The sequence below is a fragment of the Micromonospora sp. WMMC264 genome, assembly GCF_027497275.1.
Classification (GTDB): domain Bacteria; phylum Actinomycetota; class Actinomycetes; order Mycobacteriales; family Micromonosporaceae; genus Micromonospora; species Micromonospora chalcea.
This window is the reverse complement of the sequence record NZ_CP114907.1, coordinates 2,567,756-2,588,077: the sequence shown is the minus strand read 5'-3', so window position 1 is coordinate 2,588,077 and position 20,322 is coordinate 2,567,756. Positions and strand designations below refer to the sequence as shown.

Genomic DNA, 20,322 nt, shown 5'->3' with positions numbered 1-20,322 from the left:
CCGGGCGCGCGGTCAGAGCGTCTCGACCAGGCGGAAGCGTTCCAGCACGGCCATGGTGTCGTCGTCGACGGTGAACGTGGGGTCGCCGAGCCAGCCGCGGTAGTCCTCGCCGTGCCAGAACCGCTCGTGGCCGGCCCGCCAGGCGGCGACCGACTCGTAGCCCTCGCCCTCGTCCCGCGCGTGGTCGAGATCGACGTCGCCGAGGCGGGCGACGCGGACCTCGACCAGCTCGATCACCGCCACCGGCCGACTGTCGGAGTCGATGACCGCCGAGCGGCTGCCGACGGCCGGCAGTGGCTCGCCGTCGATCTCGTAGTCCTGGACCAGCGCGGTAGTGGTGCTCTTGCTCCCGTCGAGCACCGCGGCGACGAGCTGGTCGCGCAGCGGGCCGGGGAAGGCGAACTCGAACGTGGGCAGCGCGGCATCCATGCCCGGCAGGCTAGCCGTCGGCGGCGGCGCGGCGCGCGGAGAATTGGAGGCGGAACCGGCAGCCCGCTCAGCCGGCCGGCGGCAGCAGGCGGTCCAGCCAGCCCAACAGCACCCGCTCGTACTGCGGGCTGACGCTGTCCAGGTCCTCACCCTCGCCGAGCGTGGGCGCGTGGTCGCAGCCCGCCAGCCGGGCCACCGTCAGCTCGGCGTCGCGGGCCGTCCGCCGCCACACCTCGAGGCTGTCCTCGATCGGGATCCAGGCGTCCGTCTCGCCCCAGCAGAGCAGCACCGGGCAGGTCAGCCGCGCCAGCACCGGCGCCGGGTCGTAGTCCATGTCGGTCCACGTGCCGGGCGTGGCGGGCAGTTCCTCGGGCAGGGACGCCAGTGGGAACCAGGGGTGGCGCACGGCGACGTCCAGCTCCGCCTGCGCCACCGCGCGTGGCACGTCGCCGCGCAGGTAGTCCTCGGCGAGCGCGCGCAGCCGGGTCAGCTCCACCACGTCGGCCGGCCCGTACCCGTGCCGGCGCAACTGCTCAGCGGTGCCGTAGCGCATCTGCCTCGCGGGGCTCACCCCGCTGCACCCGACCAGAACCAGGAAGTCGACCGGGTGCCGGGTGGCGGTCAGCGCCGCCGCCCACGCGCCCTGGCTGAACCCCCACAACCCGACCGGGACCGCCCCGACGTGCCGGCGCAGCTCGGTGAGCGCGGCGGAGGCGTCGTCGGCCTGGTCGGCCAGCGGCACGTCGTGCCCGTCGACGCGGGGGCGGCGGTCGTAGCGCAGCACCGCGATCCCGGCCCTGGGCAGCAGCCGGGCCAGGTGCGCGTACAGGAAGTGGGAACGCTGCCCGGCGTGCGAGCCGTGCAGCACCACCAGGCCTCCCCGTACCGGCGCGGCCGGCAGGTCGAGGACCGCGGGCAGGCCCGCCGTGCCGATCGTCGTCTCCATGCCGGGCAGTGAACCACCAGCCGTCCCGCCCCGTGGTCCCGGCCGCCGGCCGCGACGCCCGCGTGCGTACGCTGACCAGGTACGCAGCCGCGACCGTGGAGAACCGCCATGACCAGCCCCGCATCCCGTACCGTCCGGGTCGCCCGCCCCGGCGACGTGGCCGCCCTCGTCGACCTGATCGAGTCGGCGTACCGGGGTGAGCGCAGCCGGCAGGGCTGGACCCACGAGGCGGACCTGCTGGCCGGGCAGCGCACCGACCCGGACATGGTCGCCTCGGCGGTCACCGCCCCGGACGGCGTGGTGCTGGTCGCCGAGCAGGACGGTGACCTGCTCGCCTGCTGCCAGCTGGAACGCCGCGACGACCACGTCTACTTCGGGATGTTCGCGGTGGCCCCCGGCCGGCAGGGCGGCGGCCTGGGCCGGGAGCTGCTGGCCGAGGCCGAGCGGTACGCGACGCAGCAGTGGCATGCCGGTGAGATGCGGATGACCGTGATCGTCCAGCGCGACGACCTGATCGCCTGGTACGAGCGGCGCGGCTACGTCCGCACCGGCGAGCTGAGCCCGTTCCCGTACGGCGATGAACGCTTCGGCGTGCCGCTGCGGCCGGACCTGGCGTTCGAGACGCTGCGCAAGAAGCTCGGCTGATTCAGCCGGGCCGGTCGACGAGGGCGACCAGCTTCTTCGGGGCCAGCACGCAGTAGCTTTCGGTGAGCAGCTCGGCGACCTCGGTCCAGTCCGTGTCCGCGTCGAGTCGCAGGCCGACCACGTCGGCGGCCCAGTCCGGCTTGAAGAAGTGCGGCCCGGCCGCGAGCAGCCCGGCGATCTCGTCGCCGGGGGAGCGGAACGTCATCACGCAGACCGGCTCGTCGGTCGCCGCGGCCCGTGCGTACGCGGCCTGGTGGCCGGGGTCGACGGTGAGCACGTGGGCGAACGTGCGGCCGCGCACGCGCCACCGCACACCCACCCAGGCCGGCTCCTCGTAGGCGTCGGGCAGGCCGAGGCAGACCGGGCGCAGGCGGTCGAGGTGCTCGGGCGGAACGTCTCCGGGACCGGTCATGCCCGCACGCTAGCCGCAGCCCCCGACATTCCCGCCGTACCGGCGTGGCGCCCGGTCGCCGCGCGTCCGGCGGAGAAATGTCAAGCCTGGGAGTACCACGACGATGAGTTTCGGCGAGGCCCGCGGTCAGTGCAGGGAAGACACCTGGATGGAGGACGAGACATGAGCGGCGTACGGGTACTTGTCGGCACGCGCAAGGGCGCGTTCATTCTGACGTCGGACGGCAAGCGCGACGACTGGACCGTCGACGGACCGCACTTCGGCGGATGGGAGATCTACCACCTCACAGGTTCACCCGTCGAACCGGACCGGCTCTACGCGTCCCAGTCCGGCGGCTGGTTCGGGCAGCTGATCCAGCGTTCGGACGACGGCGGCCGGAACTGGACGACAGTCGGCAACGACTTCGCCTACAGCGGCGAGGTCGGGCAGCACCTCTGGTACGACGGCACCCCGCGCCCGTGGGAGTTCAAGCGGATCTGGCACCTGGAGCCGTCCCGCCACGACCCCGACACCGTGTACGCGGGCGGTGAGGACGCCGCGCTCTACCTGTCCACCGACGGCGGCCAGAAGTGGTCCGAGCTGACCGCGCTGCGGCAGCACCCGACCGGCCCGTCCTGGCAGCCCGGCGCGGGCGGGATGTGCCTGCACACGATCATCCTCGACGCGGCCGACCGGGACCGGATCTACGTCGCGATCTCGGCGGCGGGCGCGTTCCGCAGCGACGACGGCGGCGCGAGCTGGCTGCCGATCAACAAGGGACTTCGTTCCGGCGAGATCCCCGACACCGACTCCGAGGTGGGGCACTGCGTGCACCGCCTCGCCCAGCACCCGTCCCGGCCGGACACGCTGTTCATGCAGAAGCACTGGGACGTCATGCGCACCGACGACGCCGGCGGCAACTGGCGGGAGATCAGCGGCGACCTGCCGACGGACTTCGGCTTCCCGATCGCGGTGCACGCGCACGAGCCGGAGACGGTCTACGTGGTGCCGATCACCAGCGACTCGCTGCACTACCCGCCGGAGGGCAAGCTGCGCGTCTACCGCAGCCGTACCGGCGGTGAGCACTGGGAGCCGCTGACCGAAGGGCTGCCGCAGTCGCACTGCTACGTCAACGTGCTGCGCGATGCGATGGCCGTCGACACGCTCGACCCCTGCGGGATCTACTTCGGCACCACCGGCGGTCAGGTCTATCACTCGGCCGACGGCGGCGACACCTGGGCGCCGATCGTGCGGGACCTGCCGGGCGTGCTCTCGGTCGAGGTCCAGGTGCTGCCGTGATCCGGGTGGTGCTGCCGGCGCACCTGAAGAACCTGGCGCACGTCACCGGCGAGGTACGCGTCGAGGTGGCCGGGCCGCCGACCCAGCGGGAGGTGCTCGACGCGCTGGAGGCCGCGTACCCGATGCTGCTCGGCACGATCCGCGACCGGCACAGCGGGAAGCGCCGGCCGTTCGTCCGCTTCTACGCCTGTGAGCTGGACCTGTCGAACGAGTCGCCGGACGAGCCGCTGCCCGAGGAGGTCGTCAAGGGCAAGGAGCCGTTCATCGTGCTCGGCGCGATGGCCGGCGGCTGAGCGCGTTCGGCCGGGAACCGTGCTCGCCGCGGCCACGTCTGACGGCCCATGACCTTTCGCAGATTCCGGACGATCGGATGGACGCTGGCCGCCGCGCTGGCCCTCGGTGGCTGCACCGCGTCACCGTCGGCCGATCCGCCGCCCACCGGCCGGCCCGTTCCGGCCGGTGGGTTGCGGCTCGTCGCGTTCGACTCCTGCGACGAGGCGCTACGGCAGATCCGGGCGGCCGCTCGGGCGGCGGTGGGACCGTGGGGTCTCGGGCCGGGCCGCGACCTGCTCCGGTTCGGCGCGGAGGCCGGGGCCGACAGCGGCGCCCAGAAGGCGGCCGGGCCGGCGTCCACTCCGGACTTCTCCGGGACGAACGTGCACGAGGCCGGCGTGGACGAGCCGGACCTGGTCAAGACCGACGGCCGGCGCATCGTCACGTACGGCCGGGGCGTGCTGACGGTCGTCGACCCGGCGACCCGCCGGCAGACCGGCCGGCTGGCGCTCGATCCGGCCGCCGACCGGTTCTCCGGGCAGGAGGGCAGCCTGCTGCTGCACGGGGACCGCGCGCTCGTGCTGCTGCGCGCCGGAAGGGTCCCAGAGTCCACGGTGCCCGGTCGGCGTCCCGCACCCGGCGTGGTCGGGCAGGCCCGGCTGGTCCTGGTCGACCTCGCCGCAGCGCCGCGCGTCGTCGGCGAGTACCGGGTCGACGGCCGGATGGTCGACGCACGGCAGGTCGGCGCGACCGCCCGCATCGTGATCAGTTCCGGTCACCGGCTCGAGTTTCCGCAGCAGCCGGGGGAGCGTACCGACGCGCAGCGGATCGCCGCGAACCGCGCGGTCGTCGACAAGGCCACGCTCGACGACTGGCTGCCCCGCTACGAGATCCGCGACAGTGTCCGCACTGTCGGCAGCGGTCGGGTGGGCTGCGACCGGGTGAGCCGGCCGGCCGGCTTCTCCGCCGCCTCGACGCTCACCGTGCTCAGCTTCGACCTGGCCGCGTCCGCGCTCGGCGCCGGTGACCCGGTCACCGTGTTCGCGGACGGCGACACCGTGTACAGCAACGGTCGACGCCTCTACGTCGCCGCCGACCAGCGCTGGCGGACGTGGCGCGCCGCGTCACCGGAGGCGCGCGACGTCAGCACCGAGATCTATCAGTTCGACACCGCCGCGGGCACGCCGCGCTTCGTCGCCGCCGGGTCGGTGCCCGGCTGGCTGATCAACCAGTACGCGCTGTCCGAGTGGGACGGTCACCTGCGGGTCGCCACCACCACCGGCGACACGTGGAGGCGGGAGAGGTCCTCCCAGTCCGGCGTCTACGTGCTGCGCGCCGACGGTCCCACGCTCAAGCGGGTCGGCGCGGTCACCGGCCTCGGCAAGGGCGAGCGGATCTTCGCGGTGCGGTTCGTCGGCGGCACCGGATACGTGGTCACGTTCCGGCAGACCGACCCGCTGTACGGCGTGGACCTGCGCGACCCGGCCGCGCCCCGGGTGACCGGCGAGCTGAAGATCAACGGGTATTCGGCGTACCTGCACCCGGCCGGCGACGGCCGCCTGATCGGCGTCGGCCAGGACGCCACTGACGAGGGGCAGGTGACGGGCACCCAGGTGTCGCTGTTCGACGTCGCCGACCCGGCCCGGCCCACCCGGATCGCCCAGCACCACGTCGCCCGTGGCTGGTCGGAGGCGGAGCACGACCCGCACGCGTTCCTCTACTGGCCGCCGGAGCGGCTGGTGGTGATCCCGGTGATGCAGTCGGGCGTGGACACCGATGGGCCCGACGGCACAAAGCGCCCGCCGTTCGGTGGTGTGCTGGCGTTGCGGCTCGGCGACAAGGGATTCACAGTGGCCGGCGCGGTGGACCATCCGGGGAGCCTGGCCGACGGCGGCGAGCGGACGCCGATCCGCCGCTCACTGATGATCGACGGTGTGCTCTGGACGCTCTCCGACGCCGGTCTCAAGGCGACCGCCCTGGCCGGCATGACCACCCTGGCCTGGGTGCCGCTGACCTGACATCGGCCGGACCTCGCCGCGCGCGTGGGCGCGCGACGAGGCCCGGCACGTCACTGTTCCAGCGCCGCCTCGGCCGCCGCCACCTGCGGTCCCACCCGCGCCGCGTACGCGACGACGCCGCCGAGGAGGAACGTCGTGGCGGTGACCGCGGCGATCCGGTTGCCCGGCTCCTGCGCCATCCACAGCGCCGCCTGCCGCCATTCCGGCCCGCCCGGCGCGGCCATGAAGGACGCCATGGCGGCCCAGGCGGTCGGCGCCTGCCAGGCGGCCCGGGCGCCGGCCAGCGCCGCGCCGAGGCCGACCAGCCCGATCAGCCCGGCCGTGTTGCGGGCCAGCACGTCCAGCGGCCCGAAGTCGGCGCCGAGAACGCGGGCGGCGGCCAGCAGACCGACCACCACCACGCCGTACCCGAGCAGGTGCCCGGCCCGGCGCGGCGCCCACTGCCACGCGGCGGTGCGCTCCAGCGCCGGGTCGTTGCCGGCGAGCGTCGGCCCGAGCGGCGCGACCGCCAGCGCGGTGGTGAGCACGGCGAGGCCGGCGGGCACCTCGGGGCGGTCGGTGAAGCCGGACCAGGCGACGGCCATCACGGCGACCGCGATAGCGGATCCGGCCAGGGCGGCGGGTAGCCGGCGGGACCGCACGTACAGCGGCAGCCAGCGGGTCACGGCGCGGCCCGTCCGGTGAGCGCCGGCATCAGGTCCGGCTCGCAGCGCGCGGCGGCGTCCCGCAGCGCGGTGATGCGCCGCAGCTGCTCCGGCTCGGGCAGCGCGCGCAGTTGCCGCACCCCGTCCCGGATCTCCTCCTGCTTCTCGTCGGCGTACCGGTATCCGGTCCAGGAGTCCCACAGCCGCACCGTCTCGGCGTCGAGCAGCCAGGCCGCGGCGATCGCCGGGGCGATGTCGTCGCCGCTGCGCCCGCAGCCGTACCACATGGTGCCGCCGCCCAGGGCGATGCGCTCTGCCACGTCGGCGGCCTGGCCGGTGTCCGGGTCGACCTCCAGGAGGAACTGCACGGTGCCGGGTGCCGGCTTGGGCCGGTGCCACTGCTCGCTGTCGTTGCTGCCGACGGTGTCCAGCCGCACTTCCACCGCGCGGGCCGGCGCGTTCGGCAGCTTTGCCAGCGCCTTGAGCCCTCGGCGGGCCTCGGGAGTGATCTCGGGCAGCAGGTGCGCGTTGACGGCGGTGACGCACACCTGCGGCGTGCCGTCGGCGCAGACGAAGCGGCGTGCGTCCGGATCGAGCTGCCAGATCCCGGTCGGGCCGGGCACGCCGATCAGCAGGAGACCCGCCACGCCCCCGGCGAGGCTCGCGAGCGCCCCGGCCCGGACCGGCCACGACCGGCCCGCCGCCAGCAGCAGCCCGGCGAGGACCAGCCCGACGCCCAGCGCGAGGCGGCTGAGCAGCAGCCGGTCGGACAGCGTCTCCCACGGCGTGTCCGGCGGCCAGGAGATCATCAGGGAGGCGTTCGACAGCCGGCTGGTGCTGCCCGGACCGCCGAGCATGGCGGTGCCCTCCTGCGCGACCAGGCCGGCGGCGGCCAGCAGCGGCGGCAGCAGCGGCGAGGACCACAGCCGGCCGACGGCCACCCCCACCCAGGCCGCGCCCACCAGCACCAGCACGTCGGTCAGGGGCCCGGCGAGTCCGCGTACGCCGAGGTAGGCGCCGTCGAAGGCGACCACCGCGCCGGCGCCGGCGAGCACGAGCAGGTGCGCGGCCGCGACGGCGACGCCGAGCGCGGTCATCGCGGGCAGCGCGCGCTGCCAGCGGGGCCGGCCGGTGCTGTTCATCAGCTCGTCGGCGCGGGTACGCCGGTCCCGGCGGCCCAGTACCGCGCCACCGGCCAGCGACAGGGGCATCAGGAGGAACATGCCGGAGGAGTGGACGTAGCCCAACCGCAGCCACTGTCCCTGCCAGAAGCTGTACATGCTGGCGGCGCCGAGGATCCCGATGATCAGGAGCAGGACCGCCACGGTCGGCGCGTTGGAGCGGCGCAGTTCGACGCGTACCTGTCGGATCATCAGGCGCTCCGGTGCTGCTGGAGGAGGTACGAGTAGCCGCGCTCGGCGGGGCTGTCGCCGACACCGCCGGTCTCGCCGTGGCGGACCAGGTCGGCGGGCAGGCCCTGGAACACGCGGGTGCCCTGGTCCATCAGGATGACGTCGGAGCAGGCCGCCACCACGTCCTCCACCAGGTGGGTGGAGACCAGCACGCAGGCGTCCGCGCCGAGTTCGCGGATCAGCTCACGGAACTCGACCCGCTGTTCCGGGTCCAGGCCGACTGTCGGTTCGTCGAGCAGCAGCAGGTCCGGTTCGTTCACGATCGCCTGGGCGATGCCGGCCCGGCGCAGCATGCCGCCGGACAGCGACTTGAGCTTGGCGTCGGCCCGGTCGGTGAGGCGTACCCGGTCGATGGCCCGCTGGGTCGCGCCCGGCACCGCCGAGGCCGGCATCTCCCGCAGCCAGGCCACGTACTCGACGTACTCCCGGACGGTGAACCGGGGGTAGTAGCCGAACTGCTGCGGCAGGTAGCCGAGCCGGCGGCGCATCGGCCGCAGCTCACGGGTTGTGGCGGCGTCCGCGCCGAGCAGCCGCAGCGTGCCGCCGTGCGGTTTGACCACTGTGGCGAGCGCGCGCATCAGGGTGCTCTTGCCGGCGCCGTTGGGGCCGAGCAGCCCGTGCACACCGGTGCCGAGCGTCAGGCCGAGGTTGTCGACGGCCAGGTGCCGTCCGGCCTTCACCGACAGTCCCACCGCCTCGATCCGCCAGGCGTGCCGGGTCGGCGCCACCTCGTCGGCGCTCACTGCGCGTACCAATGTCGTCTCCTTCTCGGGGCAGGGTCGTCCGCGGCGCCGGCGGGGCGCCGTGGCGTGGTTCCGGGGGGCCGGCGTCAGCCGGCGGGCCGCCGCAGGTGTTCGGCGCGCAGCGTGGTCAGCACGGTGAGCACGACGGCGGCCGCCGCCCAGGCGGGCATGGTCGCGGGCCGGAGCAGGGCCTCGGTCGTGGCGGCGGCGCGGGCCGCGTCGGCGGCGCCGGTGAACGACATGGCCGCGACCGCTGCGAGCCAGCCGCCCCCGAGGAGCGCGGCGGCCAGCGGCACCCCGACGCGGCTGCCGAGCAGCAGCGTCGCCGCGGTGAACGTCAGGCAGGGCAGCAGCCACAGCGCGGGGTTGCGGCCGACCGCCAGCCCGGCCACCGCGAGCACGGGCGCGACCAGGAGCAGAACCGCGAGGGTACGGCGCAGCAGCAGTTCCAGCCCGGCGCGGGCGGTGCCGGCGACCACCTCCCAGTTCGGATTGGCGCGTCGGGACCAGGCCACCGCGAGCCCGGCCAGCGGCGCGACCGGCGCGAGCAGCAGCACCGTCGAGGGCTGCTCGGGGTAGTTGCGGTCCAGCAGCACCGCGGCGAGGATCGCCGTGCACGTCATCGCCGCCCAGGCCAGCAGCGACCAGTCGGTCCAGCGCAGCCACCACCGTCGCAGCGGTCGCCGGGGCACCGGTCGCGGCCCGGTGCGGGCCTGTGCCAGGATCGCCTCCCGGGCGTCGCCGAGCAGCGCCCGCAGCGGCGGCGCGGCCAGCTCGCCGAGCCGGTCGCGGCACTCGGCGCAGCCCTCCAGGTGCACCTCGATCGTCCAGGCGGCGGCGTCGTCGGGGCTGCCCGCCGCGTACGCGACCAGTGCCGGCGGGGGAACGTGAGCGGTCATGCCAGTGCCTCCCGTAGCGCGTTGCGGGCACGCCGCGCCCGGCTCTTCACGGTGCCCTCCGGCACCCCCAGCAGGACCGATGTCTCCCGGACGGTCAGTCCGTCCAGGACCATCGCGGCGAGCACCGCCCGCAGTTCCGGGGCCAGCGCGTCCAGCGCGGCTCCTACCTCCGAGCCGAACGACCCGGCGAGCGCCTCGTCCTCGGCGGCCGGCGCGCTGCGTACCGGAAGCACGTCGGTGGGCACCTCCTGGACGCGGGCGCGGCGGCGCAGCGCGTCGACCAGGCGCCGGGCCGCGATGGTCCAGATCCAGCCGGCGGCCGAGCCGCCCGGCGCGTCCGATCCACCGGAGCGCCGGATGCCGGAGAACGAGCCGGCGGCCCGCCACACCGTCAGGTACGTGTCCTGGAGGACCTCGGCGACGATGCCGTCGTCCGCGCAGCGCCGCCGCAGCCGGATCGCGAGCCACGGCGACGTACGCCGGTACAGCTCGTCGAACGCGTCGAGATCGCCGCGTGCGACCCGCCGCAGCAGCCGCTCCTCGTCCTGTTTGCTTCCTCCCACGCCTAGATGGTCGTTCATGGCCCCTCCGACGGATCACGGCGCGGCGTGACCTGGGTCACACCGCGCCGTGGGCGGGTGTCCGTCACTGCGCGGCGGCGAACGGTCCCTTCGGTCCGAACGCCAGCGCGGCGAACCGCTCGCCGATAAGCCGGTCGGCGGCCGGGTCGGGGTGCAGCTCGTCGGGCAGCGGCAGCTCGGCGTAGTCGGCCTCGCCGTACAGGTCCAGCCCGTCGAGGTAGTGCAGGTTCGGGTCCGCGCCGGCCCGGGACGCCACGATCCGGGCCAGCTCGGCGCGGATGACGCGCAGCGTGAGCCGGCCGGATGCCACCTCGGCCGGGTCGCCGGTGGCCCGGAACCGCACCTTCCCGTCGATGAACTCGACAGCGCCCGGGCCGGGCGTGTCCTCCTGGATCGGGCACAGGATCGACGACACGACGAGCAGCGGCGTGTCCGGGTGCCCCTCCCGGATGGTGTCCAGGAAGCCGTGCACGGCCGGGCCGAACGCCCGCAGACGCATCAGGTCGGCGTTCACCACGTTGATGCCGATCTTGACGCTGATCAGGTCGGCCGGGGTGTCGCGCATCGCGCGGGCGGTGAACGGATCGAGCAGCGCGCTGCCGCTGAACCCCAGGTTGACCAGCTCCACGCCGGCCAGCGTGGCGGCCACCGCCGGCCAGGTGCCGGTGGGGCTCTCCGCGTCCGAGCCGTGGCTGATCGAGCTGCCGTGGTGCAGCCAAACCCGGCGGTCACCCGTGTCGACCGGCTCGACCGGCGCATCCGTGCGCAGCGCCACCAGCTCGGTGATCTCCCGCTGCGGCAGCCAGATCACCACCTCCTTGTCGGTGGCGGGCAGGTCGGTGAAGCGCACCGTGCCGACCGGGCCCGGCTCGATGCCGGACGTGCCGGTGGCCAGGTCGATGGTGAGCACCTTGCCGCCACCGGCGGTGGCCTGACCGGCGAGGCGGCCGTCCACGACCAGGTCGTAGCGGCCGTCGGGACGCGGCCCGGTGCCCCGGTAGACCATCTTCATCGGCAGCACGTCCAGCTCGACGGTGGTGGCGCGGGTGCGGAACACCAGCCGTACGCCCGAGGGCATCGCCTCCGCCGTCGTCAGCTGCGGGTCGATGTTCTGCGCCCGGGCCCACGCGGGCAGCCGGTGCGGCAGCACCCCGTCGGCGGTCTGTTCCAGGTCGAGCGCGCCGCGCAGCAGGTCGGAGGTGATCGGAGTGGTGAGGTGCGGGGATGCCATGATCCCGATCCTGCCCCCGGATCCGGGGGACCGGCCACCTGATTTATCCGACAGGCCGGACTCATGACACTGAGTCAGTCGGTGAGCACGAGATCCACGTACCGGGCGGTCATGGTGGCGAGCACCTGGTCCGGGTCGGTGGCCCACACCTCGGCGTTGAAGATCTCCACCTCGACGTCGCCCGAGTATCCGGCGGCCTCCACCGCGCGGCGCAGCGGCGGGAAGTCGATGTGCCCGTCGCCCATCATGCCGCGCCCCAGCAGCACGTCGGCCGGGAGCGGGGTGAGGAAGTCACAGATCTGGAAACTCGCGATCCGCGTCCCGGCGCGGGCGATCTGCCGCCACACGTCCGGATCCCACCAGACGTGGAACGTGTCCACCACGACGCCGACCTGCTCGGCCGGGAACGCCTCGGCCACATCGAGGGCCTGCCCGAGCGTGGACAGCACGGCCCGGTCGGCGCAGTACATCGGGTGCAGCGGCTCCAGCGCGAGGCGTACCCCGCGCGCAGCCGCGTACGGGGCCAGCTCGGCCAGCGCGTCGGCGACCCGCTGCCGGGCGCCCGCCAGGTCACGGGAGCCGGGCGGCAGCCCGCCGACGACGAGCACCAGGCAGGCGGCGCGCAGCGCGGCGGCCTCGTCGATCGCGCGCCGGTTGTCCGCCAGGGCCGCGGCCCGTCCAGCGTCGTCGGCGGCGGTGAGGAACCCGCCCCGGCACAGCGACGACACCCGCAGCCCGGCGTCGGTGACGAGCCGCGCCGCGGCCGGTACGCCGATCTCGGCCACCGGCTCGCGCCACAGCCCGATCGCCGGGATGCCGGCGCGCACACAGCCGTCGACCGCCTGCGCCACCGACCAGCGTTGCGTGGTGCGCTGGTTGAGCGACAGCCGGGCCAGCCGGGGATCGGCGCTCATCCGGGCACGCCCGCCACGTCCAGGTACGCGCGCATCCGCTGTGCCGCCAGCTCGGGGTCGAGCAGCAGCCCGGCGGCGTCGGCCAGCCGGAACGCCTCGACCAGGTGCGGGACGCCGCGCCCGCCGTGCAGGCCGCCGACCATGGTGAAGCCGGGCTGTCGGCCGTTGAGCCAGGACAGGAACGCGATGCCGGTCTTGTAGTACGGCGTCGGCGGGGCGAACAGGTGCCGGGACAGCGGCACCGTCGGGTCGAGGATCGCCCGGAACCCGGCCCTGTCGTCCGCGTCGAGCCGGGCCAGCGCGGCGGAGGCGGCCGGGGCGATCGCCGCGAACGCGCCGAGCAGCGCGTGGCTGAACCGTTTCCCGTCGCCCTCGATCAGCTCCGGGTAGTGGTAGTCGTCGCCGGTGTAGACCTTCACCGTCGGCGGCAGCAGTTCCCGCAGCCGCACCTCCCGCCCGGCGTCGAGCAGCGACACCTTCACGCCGTCGACCAGGTCGGCGTGGGCGTGCACCAGCGCGGCGAACGTGGCGGTGGCCTCGTCCAGGTCGGTCGAGCCCCAGTAGCCGGACAGCGCCGGGTCGAACATGTCGCCGAGCCAGTGCAGCACCACCGGCGCGCCGGCCTCCCGCAGCACCCGCTCGTAGACGCGCAGGTAGTCCTCCGGGCCGGTGGCGAGCGCGGCGAGGTGCCGGCTGGCCATCAGCACCGGCGTGGCGCCGTACCCCTGCACGACCGCGAGCTGCTCGGCGTACGCGGCGACGACCTCGTCGAGCGTGCGCGGGACGCCGGTGAGCTGGTCGGTGCCCACCCCGGCGACGATCCGCCCGCCGCAGGAGGCGGCCTCGGCGGCGCTGCGCCGGATCAGCTCGCGGGTGGCCGTCCAGTCCAGCCCCATCCCGCGCTGCGCGGTGTCCATCGCCTCGGCCACGCCGAGCCCCCACGACCACAGGTCGCGCCGCACCGCGAGCGTCGCGTCCCAGTCCAGGCCCGCCGGGCGGCCGGGGGAGTTGTCGGCGTACGGGTCGGCGACGACGTGCGCGGCCGCGTACGCGATCCGGCTGGCCGGCGGCGCGGACGGCCGCTGCCAGGCGGGCGGCTCCCGTAGCGTCAGCTTCTCGGAGCCGCCGTCCGGCGCCGGCAGCGTGATCTGCGTGCTCACCGGGGGATCTCCTCGATCGTCACCCGCCGCCCCTCGCGGGCCGAGCGCAGCCCGGCCTCGGCGAGTTGCACGCCGCGCGCACCGGCGAGGAAGTCCCACGGGAACGGCTCGTCGTCGACGACGTGCCGCAGGAACGCCTCCCACTGCACCTTGAACGCGTTGTCGTGCTCGCCGTTGTCCGGCACTGTCTGCCACTGCGCGCGGAACGGCTCGGTGACCGGCAGGTCGGGGTTCCACACCGGCATCGGGGTGACGCCCCGGTGCTGGATGCGGCAGTCGCGCAGCCCGGCGACAGCGCTGCCGTGCGTGCCGTCGACCTGGAACTCGACCAGCTCGTCCCGGTGCACGCGGACCGCCCAGGAGGAGTTGATCTGCGCGACGATGCCGCCGGCCAGCTCGAAGATGCCGTACGCGGCGTCGTCGGCCGTGGCGCGGTAGTGGCCGCCGTTCTCGTCGACGCGCTCGGGGATGTGCGTGGCGGTGACGGCGGTGACGGCGGTGACCGGGGCGATGATCTGCTCCAGCACGTAGTGCCAGTGCGGGAACATGTCCAGCGTGATGCCGCCGCCGTCCTCGGCGCGGTAGTTCCAGCTCGGACGCTGCGCGGCCTGCCAGTCGCCTTCGAACACCCAGTAGCCGAACTCGCCGCGCACCGACAGGATCCGGCCGAAGAAGCCGCCGTCGACCAGCCGCTTGAGCTTGCGCAGGCCGGGCAGGAACAGCTTGTCCTGTACGACGCCGTTGCGGACGCCCTTCGCGGCGGCGAGCCGGGCCAGCTCCAGCGAGGCGAGGAAGTCCTCGGCGAGCGGCTTCTCGGTGTAGACGTGCCTGCCGGCCTCGATCGCCGCCCGGATCGCCTTCTCCCGCGCGGCGGTCACCTGGGCGTCGAAGTAGATCTGGTGGGCGTCGTCGGCGAGCGCCGCGTCCAGGTCGGTCGTGTACGCCGACAGCCCGTGCCGCTCGGCGATCTCGGCCAGGCGGCCCGCGTCGCGGCCCACGAGCGTCAGCTCGGGCCAGATCCGGCTGCCGTCGCGCGCGGGCACGCCGCCCTGGTCGCGGATGGCCAGCAGGGACCGGACGAGGTGCTGCCGGTAGCCCATCCGCCCGGTGACGCCGTTGAGGATGATCCCGACGGGTGTGCGCTCCACTGTGCCCCTCCCAGCGCTGAATGCGCTTTCAGTAAGCGCTTTCAGGGTGCTACCGTAGCCACGCCGGAACACCGGGTCAAGACGTTCCGCAGGGAGACTCATCGATGCCGCACGTGACGCTGGAAGACGTGGCCAGAGCGGCCGACGTCTCACTGGCCACCGCCTCCCGGGCGCTCAACGGGCGGCGGGTCACCCCGCACCTGCACGACCGCGTCCTGGCCGCCGCCGCGCGGCTCGCGTACACCCCGAACGCCCACGCCCGCGCGCTGGCCGGCGCGTCGCACCGCAGCGTCGGCGTGATCTGCCACGACGTCACCGACCCCTACTTCGCCGCCGTCGCCGGTGGCGTGATGCGGGTCGCCGCCGACAACGACCTGCTGGTCATGCTCGCCAGCACGTTCCGCGACCCGGAACGCGAGATCGCGTACGTGTCGATGCTGCGCGCCGAACGCGCCCCGGCCATCCTGCTCATCGGCTCCGGCTTCGAGGACCCGCGCTGGGACCGCGCGCTGGCCGCCGAGCTGACGCCCTACCTCGACGGCGGCGGCCGGGTCGCCGTGGTCAGCCGGCACCGCAACCTGAAGGTCGACAGCGTCCTGCCGGAGAACCGGGCCGGGGCCGCCGCGCTGGCCCGCGCGCTGCTCGGCCTCGGGCACCGCCGCTTCGCCGTGCTCTCCGGCCCGTCCGAGCTCACCACCGTCGCCGACCGGTTCGGCGGGTTCCGCGACGAGCTGGCCGCCGCCGGCGTGACGCTGTCCCCGGCGGCGGTGGCCGAGGCGGAGTTCACCCGTGACGGCGGCTACCAGGCGATGACCGAGCTGCTCGGCCGTGGCCTCGACGCCACCTGCGTGTTCGCGCTCACCGACGTGATGGCCGTCGGCGCGTACGCGGCGCTGCGCGACCACGGGCTGTCCGTGCCCGGCGACATCTCGGTGGCCGGCTTCGACGACATCCCGATCGTCCGCGACCTCACCCCACCGCTGACCACAGTGGCGCTGCCGCTGCGCCAGCTCGGCGAGAAGGCGATGGAGCTGGCGCTCACCGAGAACCCGGGCCGCCGCCGGCGGATCACCCGCCTGCCCGCAGAGGTGGTGCTGCGGGCCAGCACCGCGCCGGCCCGCGCCTGAACCCGGCCGGTAGGGTGCCGTCATGATCGAGGATGCCCCGTGCCGCTGACGAACCCCTGGCTGACCGGGCCGGCGCCGACGAGGAAGCTGGACCGGGACCGCCTCGCCGAACGCATCCTCAACCTGCTGTCGTCGCAGAACATGTGCGTGCTCGCCACAGTCGGGCCGGACGGCCCGCTGGCCACGCCGGTGCGCTACTACCCGCTCGGCTTCACGCTGATGTTCACCGCCGCGCCGCGCTCGCCGAAGATGCGCAACATCGCCGCCGACCCGCGCGTGTCGGTCGGCGTCTTCGCGCCGCTGGTCGGGCTGGCCAGCAGCCGCGGCGCGCAGGTGTTCGGCACCGCCCGGGTGCTCGGGCCGGAGCATCCGGACCGGGCCCACCACTGGGCCGCGTTCCGCTGGGAGAGCGAACACGCCGAGCGCGGCCGGTCACTGGCCGAGCCGCCCGAGGACCCGCTCGTCGTGATCGAGGCCGACCGAATCGTCTACACCGAACACTGGCTGCGCCGCGAGGGCTACGCCCCACGTCAGCACTGGCGCCGCTGACGCCGCCCACTGTGCGCCGGTCCCGCTACGGACCGACGGGGGAGCGGTTGGCGCGCAGCAGATTGCCGGCCAGCCGCAGGTCCGCGCCCTCGACCCGGGCCAGCACGTCGATCCGCTCCACCGTGACGTGTGACCACAGCGGCTCCGGAAACGCCGCGCGCAGCGTGCCGGCGTCCAGACCCCAGCCCTGGCCCGCCTCCGGCGACACCGCCAGCACGAACACCGCCCCGCCGGGCGCGGTCAGGCGCGGCAGCAGCGCCAGGTAGTCGCGTACGGCGGCGCCCCGCCGGTCCAGCGAGTGCAGCAGCCCGGAGTCGAACACCGAGTCGTACGGCGCCGGCGGCACCGGGATCGCCGTGGCGTCGCACACCTCGAAACGCGCCGGCAGTCCCGCCTCGGCGGCCCGGGCCCGCGCCTGACCGATCGCCACCGCCGAGATGTCGACACCCGTCACGTCGAGACCGCGGCGGGCCAGCGCGAGCGCCAACTCCCCGGTGCCGCAGCCGACGTCGAGCACGCGCGGCCCGCGTACCCCGGTGTCGAGAACCTCGGCGAGCGCCGGCTGCGGACCGCCGATCTCCCACGGCGGCCGTTCGGTGTCCCGGTAGAGGCGGTCGTAGTGGACGTCGTCCGGCTCGTCGGTCATCGCGTACCCCCTCGGTCGGCGCGGCCACCCCCGAGCGTGTCACGCCCGGCGGCCGTCCGTGCCCCGCCGGGGGTCAGAACCGCAGGCGGCGCAGGTAGCGGTAGCCGACCTCAGCGGTCCGTTGCGGCGTCACGTCCGGCGTGTCGTTCTCCACGATGTACTCCAGCACCTGGTGCCCACGGAAGATCCGCGCGAAGTCGATCATCCCGGTGCCCAGGTCGGCCATGTCGCCGGTGGCCGGGTCGCGGTCCTTGACGTGGTACTGCAGGACCCGCTGCGGCGCCGAGCGGATCACGTCGAGCGTGAAGCCCTCCGGGTCGGCGACGCCGTCGCCGGAGGTGATGCCGCCGGTGACCGCCCAGTAGATGTCGATCTCCAGGTGCACCAGTCGCGGGTCGAGTTCCTCGGTCAGCACGTCCCACGGCCGGCGGCCGTTGCCGAAGTCGATGGTGAACTCGTGCGCGTGGTTGTGGTAGCCGTACCGCAGGCCCGCCTTGCGCGCGGCGGCGGCCTCGACGTTCATCTGCTCCGCCCAGCGCTTCCAGTCGTCCTCGCGGTCGGAGTTCAGGTACGGCACCACCATGAACCGCTGGCCCAGCGTACGGGCGTCGGCGATCTTCTGGTCCAGCCCGGCGGCGTCGGCGGCGATGCCGTCGTGGCTGGAGCTGGCCTTGATGCCGATGCCGTCCAGGAAGCGGCGCAACTCCTGGGCGGTACGGCCGAAGTAGCCGAGCGCCAGCTCGACCCGGGGGTAGCCGATGCGGGCCAGGTGCGCCAGCGTCGCGTCGTAGCCGGGGGAGCCGTTGAGCGCGTCGCGGACCGTCCAGAGCTGGAGGCTGATCATCTCCTTCGGCACCGGGCGCCGGCCGTGGTGGTGCCCGCCGGCCTGGGCGGCCGTCGCGCCGAGCCCGGTGGCGAGCCCGATCCCGGCGAGCGCCGCCAGGGAGCCGCGCAGCAGGCCACGCCGGTCAAGTGACTGTTGCAGCGCGGCGTGTCCGTCATGTCCGTAGCACATGGTCGCACTCCTTCGTCGCCTGTGCGCTGACGCTACAAAAGCTATGTCGATATGTCTATGGCTTCTGGTGCTCTGAATCGAACTTTCGGTCGATGCTGCGGAAAGTGGGGGCTGCGTGTCGCCGGTGCCGCGTGGCAGGCTCGGGGAGTGGCCGCATACGACGTCGCCCTCGTCCTGCTCGTCGACCGGACCGGCGCGATCCTCATGCAGCACCGCGACGGCAACGCGCCGGTGTCTCCGTACCAGTGGAGCCTGCCCGGCGGCAGCATCGAACCCGGCGAGACACCGGAGCAGGCCGCCCGGCGCGAGCTACTGGAGGAGACCGGGCTGACCGCCGGGGAGCTGCACCTGCTGTGGAGCGGTCCCCGCCCGCACGAGGACGGCTTTGCGCACACGGTCACCGTGTACGTCTTCCGCGGCACCACCGACGCGCGCCAGGAGGACGTGGTGCTCGGCGAGGGACAGGCGATGGTCTTCGTGCCCCGCGACGAGGTGCTCGACCGCGACCTGGCGGTGAGCGCGGCGAAGGTGCTGCCGCTGCACCTCGCGGAGACCGCCTAGCCCTCGGTCAGCGCCCCGGCGAACACACCGGCGAACCGGGGGAGCAGCTCGTCGTCCGGCAGATGGTGCGGGTTGATCTCGGTGACCGACAACCCGGCGAAGCGCGGGCTCGCCACCAGCTCCGCCAGCGTCACCGCCGCCTCGTCCAGGCTCAGCCCGGACGGCTCCGGCACGTCCGCCAGCGGCGCGTCCACGAAACGCAGCACGTCCACGTCGAAGTGCACCACGAACGCCTCGGCCGCGGCCTCGGCCACCGACCGGGCCCGGCGCGCCGCCGCCCGCGCGTCGGCGTGCACCTCATCGGCGGGCACGTACGCCAGCCCCAGCTCCGCCACCAGCTCCCGCTCGTGGTCACCCCGGGGCAGCGAATCCCCGTACACCACCACGCGCTCCGGCGACAGCAGCGGCACCACCGGCCCGATGCCCGCCACCTCAGGCAGCGTCCCCGGCAGGCCCAGCATGTGCGCCAGCCCCATCGCATCCAGGTTGCCGTTCGCGCGGGTCACCGGCGTGTAGAGATCCGGGCCGCCGTCCACGTACACCAGCGCGGGCGACATCCCGGCCCGCGCGCACCCGGCGACCAGGCCGACAGTCACGGTGCAGTCGCCGCCGAGCACCAGCGGCACGCGGCCCCGGCCCAGCGCGCCCGCGACCCGGTCGGCCACCGCCGACGCGACGGCGGCCACCGCGCCCGCGTTCTGCCCCCTCGGGTACGCCGGATCGGGCCGCCACCGGAAGCCCGGCACGTCACCGCAGTCCTCGACGTCCGCCCCGTCGCGCAGCAGGTCGAGCAGGCCGGCGGCGCGCAGGGCGGCCGGGGCGCGCTCGACACCCGGGGTGTGCGCGCCGGCGCTCGACGGCGCGCCGACGACCGTCCACTGACGATGATCCATCGCCCCACCCTAACCGCGTGTTTCAGCGCAGCACGAGCAGATCGAGGGCGTCGACGACCGGGCCGTCGACCGTCCTTGCTGCCTCGCGTAGCCGCTGGATGCCGGCGGCGTACTCCGCATCGGTGATGAGCTGAAGCGGCGTGTGCGCCTCCCGGCGCAGGCCGGCCGCCGCCTCCCGCAGCGAGGGTGCGGTGATCTGCGGGACCGCCTCGACCGCCGCGGTGGCGAAGCCGGCGGCGGCGAAGGCGGCCCCGACGTCGGCGATGCTCGGGTACGTGTCCAGCACGCGGACCGCCTCCGGGAAGTAGTCGAACAGCGTGATCGCCTCGTGCCTACCGGCGAACGCGGACCGGATGAGCACCGGGGCGCCGGGACGCAGCACCCGGCGCAGCTCGCGTGCCGTCGCGGCCAGGTCGGGCACGTGGTGGATGACCGTGGACAGCCAGGCGCCGTCGACACTGCCGCCGGCCAGAGGGAGGTGCCCGGCGTCGCCTGCGACGAGTGGCGCGAACACACAGCGGGCGCGCATCGCCGCCGACGGCTCGACGGCGACCACCTCGACGCCGGGAAACCAGTCGGTGAACGCGCGTGCCCAGCTACCCGTCCCGGCACCCAGGTCGAGCAGTCGCATCCCGGAGCGCGGGGTGAGATGCCGGGCGACGGCGGCCCGCCAGGCCGTGAGACCGTCGTCGGTGAGGTGCCGGGTCGCGGCGAACGCCTCGGCGTCAGCGTCGTGGTACGCAATGCGGGCCATACTCGACAGCCAACTCCCCGGCGGGCCGCCGAGGCAAGACACTG

At 74.3% G+C, this 20,322-nt stretch carries 23 protein-coding genes; 7 read left to right on the top strand and 16 right to left on the bottom strand.

Annotated features, from left to right (window positions below):
* Nucleotides 1–12: 12 nt before the first annotated feature.
* Together O7542_RS11010 and O7542_RS11005 are read right to left on the bottom strand one after the other, a co-directional pair.
* On the bottom strand, nt 13–429 hold the full coding sequence (locus tag O7542_RS11010) for an ASCH domain-containing protein (RefSeq protein ID WP_281606166.1): 417 nt from the start codon (nt 427–429) through the stop codon (nt 13–15).
* A 67-nt stretch (nt 430–496) separates the two neighbouring features.
* Complete coding sequence (locus O7542_RS11005; RefSeq protein ID WP_281606165.1) at nt 497–1,375, bottom strand: alpha/beta hydrolase; 879 nt, start codon at nt 1,373–1,375, stop codon at nt 497–499.
* A 108-nt stretch (nt 1,376–1,483) separates the two neighbouring features.
* On the opposite strand from O7542_RS11005, the gene O7542_RS11000 reads away from it, so the two are divergent.
* Nucleotides 1,484–2,020, top strand: a complete 537-nt coding sequence (locus tag O7542_RS11000; protein WP_064446059.1) for a GNAT family N-acetyltransferase — start codon at nt 1,484–1,486, stop codon at nt 2,018–2,020.
* 1 nt (nt 2,021) lies between these two features.
* On the opposite strand, the gene O7542_RS10995 is transcribed toward O7542_RS11000, so the two are convergent.
* Entirely contained in the window at nt 2,022–2,432 is a 411-nt protein-coding gene (locus O7542_RS10995) for an MmcQ/YjbR family DNA-binding protein (RefSeq protein ID WP_043324249.1), read from the bottom strand.
* Between the two features lie 162 nt (nt 2,433–2,594).
* Between O7542_RS10995 and O7542_RS10990 the strand changes: the two genes are divergently transcribed.
* The 3 genes from O7542_RS10990 to O7542_RS10980 are packed head-to-tail and all read left to right on the top strand — an operon-like array spanning nt 2,595 to nt 6,001.
* Nucleotides 2,595–3,710, top strand: a complete 1,116-nt coding sequence (locus tag O7542_RS10990) for a sialidase family protein (RefSeq protein ID WP_104113139.1) — start codon at nt 2,595–2,597, stop codon at nt 3,708–3,710.
* Nucleotides 3,707–4,003: a MoaD/ThiS family protein gene (locus tag O7542_RS10985; protein WP_030502317.1), complete on the top strand. Its 297-nt coding sequence runs from the start codon at nt 3,707–3,709 to the stop codon at nt 4,001–4,003. The genes O7542_RS10990 and O7542_RS10985 overlap by 4 nt, the downstream gene beginning before the upstream one ends.
* A gap of 48 nt (nt 4,004–4,051) precedes the next feature.
* Nucleotides 4,052–6,001 carry a beta-propeller domain-containing protein gene (locus O7542_RS10980; protein ID WP_281606164.1) on the top strand — a complete coding sequence of 650 codons (1,950 nt, stop codon included), beginning with the start codon at nt 4,052–4,054 and terminating at the stop codon, nt 5,999–6,001.
* A gap of 50 nt (nt 6,002–6,051) precedes the next feature.
* Here the strand turns inward: O7542_RS10980 and O7542_RS10975 are convergent, their stop codons facing one another.
* The 9 genes from O7542_RS10975 to O7542_RS10935 all read right to left on the bottom strand — a co-directional run bounded on the left by O7542_RS10975 (nt 6,052) and on the right by O7542_RS10935 (nt 14,733).
* Nucleotides 6,052–6,666 carry a hypothetical protein gene (locus tag O7542_RS10975; RefSeq protein ID WP_281606163.1) on the bottom strand — a complete coding sequence of 205 codons (615 nt, stop codon included), beginning with the start codon at nt 6,664–6,666 and terminating at the stop codon, nt 6,052–6,054.
* Entirely contained in the window at nt 6,663–8,018 is a 1,356-nt protein-coding gene (locus O7542_RS10970) for a hypothetical protein (RefSeq protein ID WP_281606162.1), read from the bottom strand. Before O7542_RS10970 ends, O7542_RS10975 begins: the two co-directional genes overlap by 4 nt.
* Complete coding sequence (locus O7542_RS10965; protein ID WP_281606161.1) at nt 8,018–8,812, bottom strand: ABC transporter ATP-binding protein; 795 nt, start codon at nt 8,810–8,812, stop codon at nt 8,018–8,020. Before O7542_RS10965 ends, O7542_RS10970 begins: the two co-directional genes overlap by 1 nt.
* A gap of 74 nt (nt 8,813–8,886) precedes the next feature.
* On the bottom strand, nt 8,887–9,699 hold the full coding sequence (locus O7542_RS10960; protein WP_209961750.1) for a zf-HC2 domain-containing protein: 813 nt from the start codon (nt 9,697–9,699) through the stop codon (nt 8,887–8,889).
* On the bottom strand, nt 9,696–10,280 hold the full coding sequence (locus O7542_RS10955) for an RNA polymerase sigma factor (RefSeq protein WP_104113132.1): 585 nt from the start codon (nt 10,278–10,280) through the stop codon (nt 9,696–9,698). Before O7542_RS10955 ends, O7542_RS10960 begins: the two co-directional genes overlap by 4 nt.
* A gap of 64 nt (nt 10,281–10,344) precedes the next feature.
* Nucleotides 10,345–11,511, bottom strand: coding sequence for an SGNH/GDSL hydrolase family protein (locus O7542_RS10950; RefSeq protein WP_281606160.1), 1,167 nt, complete (start codon nt 11,509–11,511; stop codon nt 10,345–10,347).
* Nucleotides 11,512–11,585: 74 nt separating this feature from the next.
* Entirely contained in the window at nt 11,586–12,425 is an 840-nt protein-coding gene (locus O7542_RS10945) for a sugar phosphate isomerase/epimerase family protein (RefSeq protein ID WP_104113130.1), read from the bottom strand.
* The gene (locus tag O7542_RS10940) at nt 12,422–13,585 is read right to left on the bottom strand and encodes a dihydrodipicolinate synthase family protein (RefSeq protein ID WP_281606159.1); all 1,164 of its coding nucleotides are present in this window, start codon (nt 13,583–13,585) and stop codon (nt 12,422–12,424) included. The genes O7542_RS10945 and O7542_RS10940 overlap by 4 nt, the downstream gene beginning before the upstream one ends.
* Nucleotides 13,582–14,733 carry a Gfo/Idh/MocA family oxidoreductase gene (locus tag O7542_RS10935; RefSeq protein WP_281606158.1) on the bottom strand — a complete coding sequence of 384 codons (1,152 nt, stop codon included), beginning with the start codon at nt 14,731–14,733 and terminating at the stop codon, nt 13,582–13,584. The genes O7542_RS10940 and O7542_RS10935 overlap by 4 nt, the downstream gene beginning before the upstream one ends.
* Nucleotides 14,734–14,837: 104 nt before the next feature.
* Between O7542_RS10935 and O7542_RS10930 the strand changes: the two genes are divergently transcribed.
* Complete coding sequence (locus O7542_RS10930) at nt 14,838–15,860, top strand: LacI family DNA-binding transcriptional regulator (protein WP_064446046.1); 1,023 nt, start codon at nt 14,838–14,840, stop codon at nt 15,858–15,860.
* A 39-nt stretch (nt 15,861–15,899) separates the two neighbouring features.
* On the top strand, nt 15,900–16,409 hold the full coding sequence (locus O7542_RS10925; protein WP_281606157.1) for a pyridoxamine 5'-phosphate oxidase family protein: 510 nt from the start codon (nt 15,900–15,902) through the stop codon (nt 16,407–16,409).
* A gap of 25 nt (nt 16,410–16,434) precedes the next feature.
* Here the strand turns inward: O7542_RS10925 and O7542_RS10920 are convergent, their stop codons facing one another.
* Together O7542_RS10920 and O7542_RS10915 are read right to left on the bottom strand one after the other, a co-directional pair.
* Nucleotides 16,435–17,055 (bottom strand): class I SAM-dependent methyltransferase, encoded by a 621-nt coding sequence (locus O7542_RS10920; RefSeq protein WP_281606156.1) that lies wholly within the window; start codon nt 17,053–17,055, stop codon nt 16,435–16,437.
* A 73-nt stretch (nt 17,056–17,128) separates the two neighbouring features.
* Nucleotides 17,129–18,070: a sugar phosphate isomerase/epimerase gene (locus O7542_RS10915; protein WP_281606155.1), complete on the bottom strand. Its 942-nt coding sequence runs from the start codon at nt 18,068–18,070 to the stop codon at nt 17,129–17,131.
* A 147-nt stretch (nt 18,071–18,217) separates the two neighbouring features.
* Here O7542_RS10915 and O7542_RS10910 point away from each other — a divergent pair, with 147 nt between their 5' ends.
* Complete coding sequence (locus O7542_RS10910; RefSeq protein WP_043324225.1) at nt 18,218–18,631, top strand: NUDIX domain-containing protein; 414 nt, start codon at nt 18,218–18,220, stop codon at nt 18,629–18,631.
* Here the strand turns inward: O7542_RS10910 and O7542_RS10905 are convergent.
* Together O7542_RS10905 and O7542_RS10900 are read right to left on the bottom strand one after the other, a co-directional pair.
* The gene (locus O7542_RS10905; protein ID WP_281606154.1) at nt 18,628–19,524 is read right to left on the bottom strand and encodes an arginase family protein; all 897 of its coding nucleotides are present in this window, start codon (nt 19,522–19,524) and stop codon (nt 18,628–18,630) included. The genes O7542_RS10910 and O7542_RS10905 overlap by 4 nt on opposite strands.
* Before the next feature lie 22 nt (nt 19,525–19,546).
* A complete protein-coding gene (locus tag O7542_RS10900) occupies nt 19,547–20,278 on the bottom strand; it encodes a class I SAM-dependent methyltransferase (RefSeq protein ID WP_281606153.1) in 732 nt (243 codons plus the stop codon).
* Between the last annotated feature and the right edge of the window lie 44 nt (nt 20,279–20,322).